This is a genomic window from Formosa sp. S-31, from assembly GCF_051172795.1.
GTDB lineage: Bacteria > Bacteroidota > Bacteroidia > Flavobacteriales > Flavobacteriaceae > Formosa.
Window position 1 is genome coordinate 69,523 of sequence record NZ_JAENDK010000009.1, and the last position, 12,248, is coordinate 81,770.

General features: G+C 41.8%; 15 protein-coding genes. 4 read left to right on the forward strand and 11 right to left on the reverse strand.

From position 1 onward, the window contains the following. Nucleotides 1-28: 28 nt before the first annotated feature. From I3217_RS13900 to I3217_RS13950, 11 genes are all read right to left on the reverse strand, one after another. Nucleotides 29-694 (reverse strand): DUF6046 domain-containing protein, encoded by a 666-nt coding sequence (locus I3217_RS13900; RefSeq protein WP_435050377.1) that lies wholly within the window; start codon nt 692-694, stop codon nt 29-31. Beyond that, on the reverse strand, nt 694-2,676 hold the full coding sequence (locus tag I3217_RS13905) for a phage tail tape measure protein (RefSeq protein WP_435050378.1): 1,983 nt from the start codon (nt 2,674-2,676) through the stop codon (nt 694-696). The genes I3217_RS13900 and I3217_RS13905 overlap by 1 nt, the downstream gene beginning before the upstream one ends. Before the next feature lie 176 nt (nt 2,677-2,852). Further along, entirely contained in the window at nt 2,853-3,152 is a 300-nt protein-coding gene (locus tag I3217_RS13910) for a hypothetical protein (RefSeq protein ID WP_435050379.1), read from the reverse strand. A gap of 2 nt (nt 3,153-3,154) precedes the next feature. After that, a complete protein-coding gene (locus I3217_RS13915) occupies nt 3,155-3,565 on the reverse strand; it encodes a hypothetical protein (protein WP_435050380.1) in 411 nt (136 codons plus the stop codon). Between the two features lie 8 nt (nt 3,566-3,573). Beyond that, nucleotides 3,574-4,797, reverse strand: coding sequence for a DUF2586 family protein (locus tag I3217_RS13920; protein WP_435050381.1), 1,224 nt, complete (start codon nt 4,795-4,797; stop codon nt 3,574-3,576). Between the two features lie 17 nt (nt 4,798-4,814). Then, nucleotides 4,815-5,213: a hypothetical protein gene (locus I3217_RS13925; RefSeq protein WP_435050382.1), complete on the reverse strand. Its 399-nt coding sequence runs from the start codon at nt 5,211-5,213 to the stop codon at nt 4,815-4,817. Between the two features lie 12 nt (nt 5,214-5,225). Next, nucleotides 5,226-5,576, reverse strand: coding sequence for a hypothetical protein (locus I3217_RS13930; RefSeq protein ID WP_435050383.1), 351 nt, complete (start codon nt 5,574-5,576; stop codon nt 5,226-5,228). A 21-nt stretch (nt 5,577-5,597) separates the two neighbouring features. Next, complete coding sequence (locus I3217_RS13935) at nt 5,598-5,954, reverse strand: M15 family metallopeptidase (protein WP_435050384.1); 357 nt, start codon at nt 5,952-5,954, stop codon at nt 5,598-5,600. Next, complete coding sequence (locus I3217_RS13940; RefSeq protein WP_435050385.1) at nt 5,954-6,478, reverse strand: phage holin family protein; 525 nt, start codon at nt 6,476-6,478, stop codon at nt 5,954-5,956. The genes I3217_RS13935 and I3217_RS13940 overlap by 1 nt, the downstream gene beginning before the upstream one ends. A gap of 57 nt (nt 6,479-6,535) precedes the next feature. Then, the gene (locus tag I3217_RS13945; RefSeq protein ID WP_435050386.1) at nt 6,536-7,432 is read right to left on the reverse strand and encodes a hypothetical protein; all 897 of its coding nucleotides are present in this window, start codon (nt 7,430-7,432) and stop codon (nt 6,536-6,538) included. A 6-nt stretch (nt 7,433-7,438) separates the two neighbouring features. Further along, nucleotides 7,439-8,410: an HK97 family phage prohead protease gene (locus tag I3217_RS13950; protein ID WP_435050387.1), complete on the reverse strand. Its 972-nt coding sequence runs from the start codon at nt 8,408-8,410 to the stop codon at nt 7,439-7,441. A gap of 179 nt (nt 8,411-8,589) precedes the next feature. Between I3217_RS13950 and I3217_RS13955 the strand changes: the two genes are divergently transcribed. Genes I3217_RS13955 through I3217_RS13970 form a run of 4 tightly spaced genes read left to right on the forward strand, consistent with a single transcriptional unit; the run spans nt 8,590 to nt 12,233 of the window. Beyond that, nucleotides 8,590-9,033 (forward strand): phage terminase small subunit-related protein, encoded by a 444-nt coding sequence (locus I3217_RS13955; RefSeq protein WP_435050388.1) that lies wholly within the window; start codon nt 8,590-8,592, stop codon nt 9,031-9,033. After that, a complete protein-coding gene (locus I3217_RS13960; protein WP_435050389.1) occupies nt 9,033-10,562 on the forward strand; it encodes a hypothetical protein in 1,530 nt (509 codons plus the stop codon). The genes I3217_RS13955 and I3217_RS13960 overlap by 1 nt, the downstream gene beginning before the upstream one ends. Before the next feature lie 2 nt (nt 10,563-10,564). Continuing rightward, nucleotides 10,565-11,020, forward strand: a complete 456-nt coding sequence (locus I3217_RS13965; RefSeq protein ID WP_435050390.1) for a phage protein Gp36 family protein — start codon at nt 10,565-10,567, stop codon at nt 11,018-11,020. Next, nucleotides 10,989-12,233 carry a phage portal protein family protein gene (locus tag I3217_RS13970; RefSeq protein WP_435050391.1) on the forward strand — a complete coding sequence of 415 codons (1,245 nt, stop codon included), beginning with the start codon at nt 10,989-10,991 and terminating at the stop codon, nt 12,231-12,233. Before I3217_RS13965 ends, I3217_RS13970 begins: the two co-directional genes overlap by 32 nt. Nucleotides 12,234-12,248 lie beyond the last annotated feature (15 nt).

Sequence of the window (12,248 nt, forward strand, 5' to 3'; positions counted from 1 at the left end):
AAGACCTAAAATCGGGTCGTAATAAAAATTAATCACCTAATTCTAATAATAGTTTATAATCAAAATCGCTGTACGCCTTAATCTCATAAGCCTGTACATTTTCACCTTTGGTAAATGGAAAATTAAAGTCTTCTACGACTATCCTATCAATACCTAATAGGTGCAATGGCTCACATTTTACTTCTATACTTTGAGCCGCTATCAATACATCTCGTAATGCTGTAAAATCCTCTATAGGATAACAATCGGACACATCACCGGTAAGAATGGATCCCATTAAAACACCTGTAATGGTTATTTCGTAATCCCTCTGTGTCCAGCGTTCTTTTATGCTTCCCCCTAAAACCTGCCCTTTACTGGTTATTGCCTTAGCTACATTACGCCTAATTATACTATTGCCTCCTTTAATATTTAGCATTGGTTCATAAGGCAACAAATACCATGTATTTCTATTATCTAAGGAAAAGGACAATGGAAAAAACTGCTCAGAGGCTTCTACCGGCACATCGGATTTCCATAAATCTGCCTCTAAACCAAAAGCCTGTTCCTTTACAACACTTTGCCCTGTAGCCCCTAAAAATGGCACTGGAGGTAACACATGTTTACTCAACTCGTTTTGCACGATTTGAAACCTGTTTGTTTGCCCTGCCCCTATAAGGGATGAGAATATCAATCCTTTTTTATCAAATTCCATTAGCTTCCTGCTGTTGTGGCTAAAGCCAAAGTTCGTAACAGTGCATCTGTGGTATTATCCTGCATTTGCTTTGCACTGTCTTTAAAATCGTCTCCTTTTATGTTTAAAACACCTACAAGGCTTTCCAGACTTATAGTAATGTAATTGTGTTTACTGCCTCCTGTGGCAATAGCTTTGTTGGTTTTGCTTCCTGTTCCGGTTCCTCCAGACGGGGTTACACTGTTAAACGATGGCCCTGCACTTGATGTCATGGCTCCTGGAACTCCCGGCTTGGTAATTCCCGAAGTCGTGTAAGCATCAGAAGCCAGATCACCGCGTTTCATGGCGTCTGCCCAACCATCTTTAAATCTTCCTGCAGCCCTCTTTCCTGCAGCTACTCCAAGAAATTCAGAGGTTGCCTGTTTCCCGGTTTCCCATGCTTTTTTATAATCCCTGTTAAAAAAATGCGTTAGGGCTTTACCTATTCCGGTAATACCGGTTAGCAAACCTTTAATCCGGTCAATAACAAATTCCTTCATTACGGTACCGAAGAGCTTCATAGCTTCCCAACCTTTAAAAATCACCTGTCTAAAACCTTCAAACTTATTCCAAGCCCAAACCACACCAACGCCCAAAGCCACAACACCGGCAATAATTAACCCGATTGGGTTAGCGTTCATTGCTGCGTTTAAACCCCATTGAATACCTGTCCAGACTGCAGTAGCTCCACTGGTAATACTGGTCCAAAAGGCCTGCATTTTTGTTGCACTGGTAACAAAGCTTAAAGCCTTTCCTGCTCCGGTAAATAATGGAATAAGGTTACTTACATCAAAAGCCATACGACCAGCTTCCGAGGCAAAAGCTAATGCGCCTCCGGTAGCATTAAACAGGCTAATTTTTAAATCGTCATACCTAGCCTTTAATCTTGCTGCTTTTTCGGCTGGAGCTTCCATAACAACAGCCGCCTGCTCGTACGCGGTATTGGTATCGGTAATCTTGCCTTTTAATTCGTCCTGAGCTTCAATACCACTTATTAAAGCTAAAGCCGCATTATTGTTTTCTCTTCCAAATATTTTGGTCATTAAGGCCTGATCGCCCATTATTTTTCGTAATGGTTTTAAGCGCTCTGTAAAATCTTTAGAATTATCGGAAAGCGTAGTAATATCTACACCTGCAGCCTGAAGCTCCTTTTGTATGTCTTTAGGTAAAAACCGCCCGGTTGATAATATGGATAAGGTATTACGCAAAGCCACACCGCCTTCACTTCCTCGTTTACCTGCCTTATCTAATATCTGAATGGCTGCCGCATGCTCTTCAAAACGAAGCGATGCCGCCTTTGCAGCCATACCAGACTGTTCTAAAGCTGCTTTTTGTTGTGGGAGTTCCGCACTGCCTTCTTTGGCTGCAGCCGCCATGATGTTCATCATGCGGTTCATTTCTGCAGTCGCTTTCATGGGGTCGTTTAAAGATACCTGGTACTGGTTCATGGCTGTTGTCAATACCTCGGTTGCTGCGTTGGTATCGTTGCTCATGGTTTTACTCAAGGTACTTACTGCGGTTCCCATGCCTTGTAAAGCTTTAGGTGCCTTTCCAAGTTCCGGAGATAATTGAGATAATATAAGTTTATAAGACTCTACACTGGCTGCAGCGTCACCGCCAAAAGCTCTGGCATTACTACGGGCATAGCCTTCAATTTCTTTAAGCTTGTTCCCGGTTACATCGGTAATGGCCGATAAATCTGCTAAAGACGTACTTAATTTTAATCCTGGTGCAGCCATAGCATCTAAACCCTGAGAAGCTGCTCCAACATTCTGGATAAACGCATTTAACTGCATGCCCGAAAGCTTGCTGTTAATCTTATCCATAGTCTGGGAAAACTTATTCCCTAAACCCTGAACGCGCTTATCTACATTATTTAAACCCTTATCTAAACGCTCAACGGATGCAGCGACTTTGTCGGCATCCGATTTGAATTTTAGTATGTAGTTTAAAGTATTGTCCATGTTGGTTTGTTAGTCCTAGACTTGGGGGTTTTCCAGTTTTCTTATATACTCCAGTTCCTTAATACGTCGTGCCCATATTGTTAGCGGGAGGCTTGATGGGTCTTGAATGCCGAAGTAGTACCTGAGTTGCGCATCTCCAATGCGCATAAAATCGTTAGGATCTACTTCGGCAGCCTCTAGAGCTTTTCCACTTCTACTTCGTCAAAAGTGAGCAGCGCCATGATTTCTTCACCAATACCCATAAAAATATCGTCCTTGGTTTCAATCTCCTTATCACCATCCAGATAGCAGGCTTTTAATAAGGCGGCATTAAACTTTAAGCCGCTGGTTTGATTGCCAGAGCTTAAATACTCCATTTCGGTTCTGGTAGGCTTACGGTAATAAGCCGACTTGTCGTACTTCTTAGACTTTATCCGGATAACGTCTCCAAACTTGTCTTTCCACTCGGTAATCTGGTCTGTTGTTGCTGTAAACATGATTATGCTTGGTTTTTAAGTTTTACAAAAATGAATGGCAACTTAATCTCCTGGAACTTGTCGCCTTGTTTAATGTCTTTAGGGGCTTCTAAAAAGCGAATCCCCATAGCGCGATCGGTGGTCATCACATCGCCTAAACTTGGGTTTCCGTAAGCAAATAAGCCGTCTAAAGACAAGCTTAATACACTGCCTTTTCCTGCTCTTACCAAAGCTTCGTAGTCACTTTGCAATAATGCTATTTCACCTTCGTAGGCAATGTTCCCGCTTTGAATACCCTGCGGGTAACGCCCTTTAGCATATAAATGCTCACGCTCTATTTTTTCGGTGTACTTCACCGCTCTAATTCCGGTGATGTCCTGACCACCTAAAATCAGTGTTAGGTCGGCCCACTCGTATTGTCTTGAATCAAACATATTTCCTGTTAATTAAGTTCTACATCGTACCCCAACGCTATTTCTATCCAGCGCGCAATACCTTTCGGTCTTACTTTAAGCACCATTAGGATTTTGTTGGTTTGTGATACATTGGTTTCTAAATCAAACCCGGCCTGAACACCTAAATCGTTAGGGTTGGTTTTGTCTCTGGATAACTCCCCGGCATTGGTCATCTGGTTGAAAATGGCGCTTTCAATACGCCCTTCCACGTCCTTCGCATAAATAGGATCCACGGTACCTTCGTTGGTTAAATCGAAATCGTTTAAAACTTCGTTACTCGCAATATTATGCGCCACTTTAAAGGCTTTGTCTATGGTTCTGCGACGGCTTATGTAATGGTAATCGTCGGCTTCATCGGTAGCCAGACGCCCGTCTGTAATGTAGTACCCTGCTTTACCAACGTGAGTTCTAAACGTGATATAGCCTTTATCGTGCAGACTTTCCACATCGTAAGTCTCAACCGGCTCATCTACTATAAAAGCGGTTAGATTAGCCAGAGCACCTACTTTAACTTTACCAGGGCTTTCCTGTACCTGGGTTCTTGCTAAACGTCCAGCCAATAAACTGGTAGACGCGCCTTTGGTTGCAGTTGCACCGGTTCTGGTTTCTGTAGCACCTACAAACACCCCAACACGGTTATTGCTTTCGGTTAACAAACTTTCCAAATCGGTATGCGTACCGTTAAAGGCATAAGCCTCTAAAATGGTAAAGAATGGGGCAAAATAAGTGTTGGTGTAATTATCTGCCAAGGTTTGTGCTGCGGTTCTGGCTAAAGCAACATCAGCATCCAAGCCGTTTTCTATGGTTGGTACATAGGCCGCCTCCGGTGAGAATGCCGTAAATAAAGCGGTTAGTTTTCCGTTAGCTGCATCCAGTAACGCTTCTGCCGGAGCTTTCCCGGTTACACCGTCTGGAGTAAACCAGTCGCTTACTATATCGCCTTTATCAAAGCCCATCAACCAAAGCTCTGTGCCTTCTCCTGCTTCGGCGTAAAACTCAGACAACCATGTGTACAATACATAATTATCTACATCGGCAACAATGCCAAGGTTGGCCACATCGGTCATGCCTTTTAATACATATGGTGTGTTTAGGGCAAATTTATCTGCAATAGCTACTGCCGAGGCCAACAAACCAAAAACACCGTCGGCAGATGGTACCACTGTACCAATATTGCCATTGCTAAATTTTATACTTATTCCTGGTAACATATCTTATGCGTTTAAGATTACTCTTCCTCTTCGTTAGTAGTTGTATTCAAGGACGCGTCTACATCCTGAATTGCCTTAATTCTAAGTTCTCCGGCTTCAATAACTGTCTTGGCAGTTTCTCCTTCCAGAGCTGCTTTTACGGCCTCTACTGTATCAAGCTTTTTAATAGCTCTTATACGAAGCTTTGCCTTTTGCATCGGGGTTAGATCTTCTAAATTAGCTTCTGTTTTCTCTGAAGCTTTTTTAGAATCAGCTTCAACCTTGGCTACTGGTTTAACCACCTCTTCAACAGACTTATCTTTTAAGCCTCTGGCATGCGTTTTGGCATGTTCCTTTTTGTAGAATGGTGTACCGTCAGACGTTTTGAAATAGCGTCCTAAATTTGGGTTTCTCTTAAATACTTTGTCTGTGCTCATGATCTGTGAATTTTATGGTTTGTTGGATTTACCGTTGAATAATCGTTTAAAAAATCCCGTCTTTGGTTCAGGTTCCGGGATGCTGTCCTGTATACTGTTTTTAACCTCGATAGCACTATTGCTGTCTGGTTTAATAATGATGTTTATCGGATCGGCCTTATTAGACTTTATCTTACTAAACTCATTGGTCACGGTGTTATTAATAGCCGTGGTGTTCTTCTGGATCGCCTGCTCTATTAAAGCCTTCTGGTTGTCCAGCATTTTTTCGGCTGTAGTAACAGATACTTTGTAGCCTATTACTACTCCTATAAGAATCCCTAATAAGAGAATCAATACATTTTCGGCGGTGTTTTTCCAGTTCATTAAATCGGTTTTAAAAGCGTTTTAAACATGCATTTCAAAATGCGGAGTATCAATAAACCCGTCTTTGATATCGTTCTTATTCCAATCGCCTCCCCAACGGTTTGCCGGGTGTAGGGTTTCCCAAAAATCACCAAGGATTTTAATAGTGTTCCAGTCGTAGGTTAATTGGTTATTTACAAAAACATTAAAGTCTACTGCCAGTCGCTTTAAGTGATCGGAGTTCATGGTTTTACTCTTTCCAGACTGCACATAAATAAGCTGTTGCTCGTTGGTTCTGTATGCTTCCCCAAAGGTTAGCTCTAAACCGTTTTTATAAGCAAACTCAATAAGCTTTGCTATGTTACGCGTAAACAGGCGTTGGTATTCGCTTAACTTCATTACTCTTGTTTTTTAAAGGGTTTCCCTAACTTTTCTTTTATATAACCAAGGATGCCAGAGGCCTCTGGATAACCCAAGGCTTCTAAATTCTCTAACAGGCTAATAACTAACTGGATGATTACTCCAGACAGGAAAGCCCAATACAAAAGCACAAATGGATCCATTTCAAAGTCCATTATCTGAGGAAAATCCAAGCCAATCATAAAACTGTTCAGCATAAAGAGAACAACCATATAGACGCCTACCTTTAAAAACATACGTCCCATTTTACGAGACTCCACTTTTTCGCCTTTCTTTTGAGATGCCTTTATTCCTGTTTTGAACTCCATAACATTAAGAAGCGCAAAAGCAGAAAATACAATAAGTGGTATTCCAAAATAGCTTTTAAGCAACGTTTCGATAGCTCCTAAAAGAAAAGCTATACTTAAAGTCTTAGGACTATACAAGTGCCCAAAAGCACTATCTCGAAACTCATATAGACTATCAAATCCAAAGCCCTGTACAAAAAAGTTTAGTGTTTTCATGTGTTAAAAGAAAAGGCTACTACCTATGCAGTAGCCTTTTATTAATAGATTTGAGGTTTATCTTATGGCTCCGATTTTCTTAGCCTGGTAAGGCGTTGCGATGAAATAATGACGGTAGTTCAACTCGTTTGCCTGTGTTCTTGGATTACTCTTTGCAGGTGTAAAATACTGCTTGGTAATACCTGTTTTCTTGGCAATGGCATCTTCTGCAAACATCACAGAGGCTTCTGTATCTCCTGCCGCTGCCACCGCTCCAAAGGCTTTTTTAGCACCGGTATTGTCGTAAAGCGGATGCGTACCGTCCTCGAACTTGTAAATTTTAAAGCCTGCAATTACTGGTGCCGGTTGCCCCATTTTATAATCAACCAATAGGTTTCCAAAACGGTCACGATCTAAAAGTAAATCGTTCCAGTGATCGTTAGATAATACCAGTCTGGCGCCTTTGTACGGGAATGCTCTTTTGGCTTCCACCAAATCTTTATACACTAAACGTAAACGTCCGGTACCATCGTCTTCTCCTGAAGTTTGTATTACTGGAGTATCTGCAGTATGTCCTGCCGGCGCAATTGAGTGCAGAGCTTTATCATACTTATCACCGTTAATTGAACGGGTATGCGATTTAGTAACCGTATCAATCTTATCGTAAGATGCTCCAATGGTATCGTCATCAGATAAGGTAGTTACTTTAGTTTGATACTTATCTAAAGTAATCTCGATGGTACCATCATCGTAAACCTGTACATCAATCGGGTACGTAGTATTGTTAATCAATACATCTACGTCAAACTCGGTAGTAGGCACATATATTTTTTGTTTTTCGGAAAGCGTACCCTCATTTATGGTAATTGGATTTACTCCAATCTCCGCAATACCTTCCAACCAAGGAGCGACGTCACCTTTTCTAAGGTTGTCAATCACTCTACCTAGCCATATTTCTGGAAAATTTCCTGCCATGTCTTATTATTGTTTTGGGGTGAATAATTGTTTGTAAGCCTCGGTGTTTTCAGCTTTAAAAGCCAATTTCTGTTCAAGACTTAATTTCATGAAGTCCTCAACGGTCTTAACTTCGCCAGATCCGGCTTCGCCACCTTTAACCTGAGCTGCTAAACTTGCTTTTGCAGGAATAGCTGCAAGGGTTGTATCTAACAGGCTTTCGTTAGCAATACCAAGGTTTACAAACTCCTCGATTTTATCGGCGTTAATTTTGCCCGCCTTGTGTGCTAACTGCACTTTGTTTTTAATGCCCTCTAAAGCTTTTTGCTCTTCGGCTTCCTTTAAAGCATTGTACTTTAACTCAGCTGCTTGTTTTTCAGCCTGCAGCTTCACAACACGTTCGCTTACGGCGTCTGCATCGTGCTCTAATTGGGTTGCTGCATAGCCTAATGCTAAAGCCGCAGCAGATGTTAATGTAATTTTCATATTCTCGTTTTGTGGATTTTGAGTAGGGTTAAGTCCTGCCGGATCTGTCGGTGCCAAAGCCAGACATAAGTTTTGCACTTCCTGTTCTGTTAATGGTGTATTGCTGTCGTCTACATACAGCCTTATGGCATTGGCGTTACTTGGTACAGCAACAATAGACACTTCGTACAGTTCGCATTTTTCCAGTACTAATTCGCCGGCAACAAACTTTAAATCGTCACGGTTAAAGCGTACCCCCATAGAGCAGCTCTTTATAAAACCGCGATTAACTTTACCCTCAATTACAGCTGCGGATTCGTCGTCGCTATCAAATACCGGCAATCCTGATAAAATACCCTTATCGGCCTTAATATCTTCCCACGCTCCTATAACAGCTCTGGTGCTATTCACATGAGAATCCAGCATGATCGGGTTTTTGCTAAACCTCGTTAGGTCAACACCGTTTGTAGGGATAAAGAATCCGTAGCTGTTCTTTTGGGCTTCGTCATTAAAGACGAATCTTGTTTTTGGCATAAATGCGTAATTGTTATGACTAATTCAGGTGACAAATATTAGCCTTACACCATCCCTTTACAAATAGTTGCAAAGGCTCCGAACACTTGTGTTTACAAGGCTTACAAGGTTGAAAAGCTGCTTTACAGCTTTTTGATATGGGCAGTCAAAAAACCCACTTTTGTTACAAACAAAGGCAGATGGGATTAAAGAAAACAGAGGCGAAAGAGTACGCCAAAATGCTCTATATAGATACGTCTCAAAAACTTACTGTTAAGGAAATTGCAGAGCGTGTAAGTGTGCGCCCTGGTACCGTTAGCAAATGGATTAAAGAGGAAGAATGGGATAAACTAAGAAAGTCCTTAATGGTGACCAGGCAAAAAATGATTGCCGATCTGTACGATCAGTTGGAATGGCTTAACGATGATATTAAAAGCCGTGACATTAAAGTGGCTGAAGCCAAAGAAGCCAATACCATTGCTGTAATCACATCATCTATAAAACGTCTGGAAACCGAAACCTCCATTGCCGAGGTGTATGAGGTTGCTACATCTTTCCTTGACTTTGTAAAGCCTATGGACTTCGATTTATACAAAAAGCTTATCCCTGTTTTTGATGCCTTTATTAATGCCAAACTTAAATAATGAGTAAAGCCGAAGACAAAAAGTTTTTAAAGCTCTGGCAACAATACCGCGAGAATACCTCTAAGGCAACCCCTATTGACCTTACCGAAACCCCTGCGCAAAAAAAGAAGCGTATGGAGTATCTGGAGGCCAACCCTGAAGAGTGGAAAAAATACTACTTTCCTCACTATTGCACTTCGGAATCTGCCAAGTTCCACCGCGACTTTTTTAAACGTGTTTTAAAGAATGCTGAGTGGTACGAGGTCATTTCCTGGGCGCGGGAGTTAGCCAAATCCGTGAGTGTAATGTTAGCTGTGTTGTTCCTGGTCCTTACAGGTAAAAAACGCAACACCCTGTTAGTTTCCAACTCTTTTGAAAATGCTAAGCGTTTACTCCTGCCTTATAAGAGCGAGTTAGAATCTAACAACCGTATTATAAACGATTACGGCGATCAGGAAAGCCTTGGTAATTGGGAGGCACACGAGTTTATTACAAAAAAAGGCGCATCCTTTAGAGCGCTGGGAGCAGGACAAAGCCCCCGTGGAACCCGTAACGATGCTGTGCGTCCGGACGTAATATTGGTGGATGATATTGATACCGATGAAGAATGTAGAAATCCGCAGCGTATAAAAGATAAAATGAACTGGATTGAAGACGCACTCTATCCAACCCGTTCTACATCTAATCCGTTGCTTTGGATAGCTGCAGGTAACATCATTTCAAAATACTGTTGTATTACCGAAATGGCTAAAAAAGCCGATCACCATGATATTGTAAATATTCGTGATAAGGACGGTAAAAGTACATGGCCAGCCAAAAACACCGAAACCTTAATAGATCGTGTGTTATCTAAAATATCATGGCGCGCTTCACAAAAGGAATACTTTAACAACCCAATAAGTTTAGGAGACACCTTTAAAGAGATTACGTACGACAAGTGTCCGCCATTGAAATACTGCGATGAAGTTATTATTTACGCAGACCCTTCCACCTCCAACAAAGACCGAGGCACGAACAAACAGGCGTCTTATAAATCAGTCGGGGTTATTGGACGAAAAGGACGCAAATACTATTTATACAAAATATGGTTAAAGCAAACCAGTAATGCCAAGTTTGTAAACTGGCTTTATGAAGCCTACTTGTATTGTAAAGAAAAAGGCGTTGACACCCTTCGTGTCATGATCGAAAACAACAGCTTACAAAACCCGCATTACGAACAGGTATTACTGCCTTTAATTTATCAAAAGGCTGCTACTTATGGTTTCACTTTACCGGTACGTCCGGACACCAGAAAAAAGCCTGATAAATTCTTTAGGATAGAAGGAACTCTGGAACCGCTAAACGATCACGGCAACCTTATTTTCAATACTGCGGAAAAGAAAGATCCTAACATGCTTAAAATGGAGGACCAGATGTTAGGCGTAAGCGAAAAAGCCACTGTTATGGATGGTCCCGATATGCTCGAAGGCGGTGTATGGCAATTACAAAACAGACAATCTAAAAAACAAACATCCTACGCCTACGGGCAAAGGGAATCAAGACACTATTAATTATGTTTTTAACCGAAGCAGATTTAGAAAGCGGCATTTACGGCTACCAGATAGACCAGATTACAGAAGGAGACGATAACATTGTAAGCATGGCTATGGCTGCCGCCGAAGAGGAAGTACGCAGTTACCTAAGCGGTAATAACCGTATTGAAAACTTCGACGGACGTTTGCGCTACGATGTAGACGCCATTTTAAGCGCCCAGGACTCAGAACGCAACCCTTTAATCTTAAAGCACACGGTAACGATTGCCAAATGGTGGATTGTCGAGCTTTGTAATGCCGATGTTATTTACGAACAGGCCAAAGAACGTTACGACCGCAGTATAAAATGGCTTACTGATTTACGAGACGGCACCGTAAACCTTAGTACCCTGCCCCAATTAAGCCAGGAAGACTTAGACGCCGATACGCGTCAACCTTTCAGTTATGGATCACGCCCAAAATTTAACCACGAGTAATATGCACAACGCCCGTATAGGTAAAACCACACAAGTAGCTTTGGCCAATGTTAAAACCAATGCCAAAAAGCCAAATATAGCCACATCTATAGTTCCAAAAGCTGTGGCTCGTATCAGACAAGATATTAAGAGCTGGAACAAAGCCCTGCAACTTACCAAGCTTGAAGATAATCCTAAGTGGTTTTTATACCATCAACTATTGGATGAAATAGGACTGGACGCCTTATTAACCTCGCAGTATAAAAACCGTTTATTAAAAGCGCTTTCTGAAAACATCATTCTAAAGAAACCAAATGGCGACGTTGACCAGGAACAAACAGACCTGCTTAACAATGCCGTATTTACTAACGACATTAACGGGCATATACTGGACAGCATTTACAAAGGGCATTCCTTAATTGAGTTGTCGTTTAATGATGATGAAAGGCTTAAAGTTGATTTAATTCCGCGCGCGAATGTAGATCCAACCTTTGGGGCAGTGTACCCAGACTATACCGAAGACAAAAAGATACTGTATCGCGATACTGCCGAATATGGTACCTGGTTACTGGAATTTGGAAAACCCAAAGATTACGGCTTGTTTAACAATGCCGTACCTCATGTATTGTTTAAACGTTTTGCGCAAAGCTGTTGGTCTGAGCTGTGTGAGATTTACGGCATCCCTCCCCGCTTCATGAAAACCAACACGCAGGATCCAACTATGGTTAAACGTGCTGAAAACATGATGACTGATATGGGTGCTGCTGCCTGGTTTATTATTGATGAGTCTGAAAGCTTTGAATTTGCCAAAGGCGTGTCCACATCCGGAGACGTATACGGCAACTTAATTACGCTTTGTAATAACGAAATATCGATGCTTATAAGCGGGGCTGTAATTGGGCAAGACACCAAAAACGGCAACCGAAGCAAAGATGAAAGCTCACAGGAAATGCTCCAGACACTTATTGAAAGTGATTTATCGCTTTTAGAGGCCTACTGGAACACCAGTGTCATTCCTGCATTGGTTAACCTTGGCGTTTTAAAAGGGGAGCTTGTATATGCTTACGAGCAAACCGAAGATCTGGAACAACTGTGGAAAATGACCAGCGAAGCCCTGCCGTATTACGATGTGAATCCGGAATGGGTAAAGGAGAAATTTGGCATTGATGTTCTAGGCAAAAAAGAAGCGCCACAGCAAAACAACTTAAACTTAGGTTTCGATTTTTTCGACTAAGCCCCAAAGCGTATT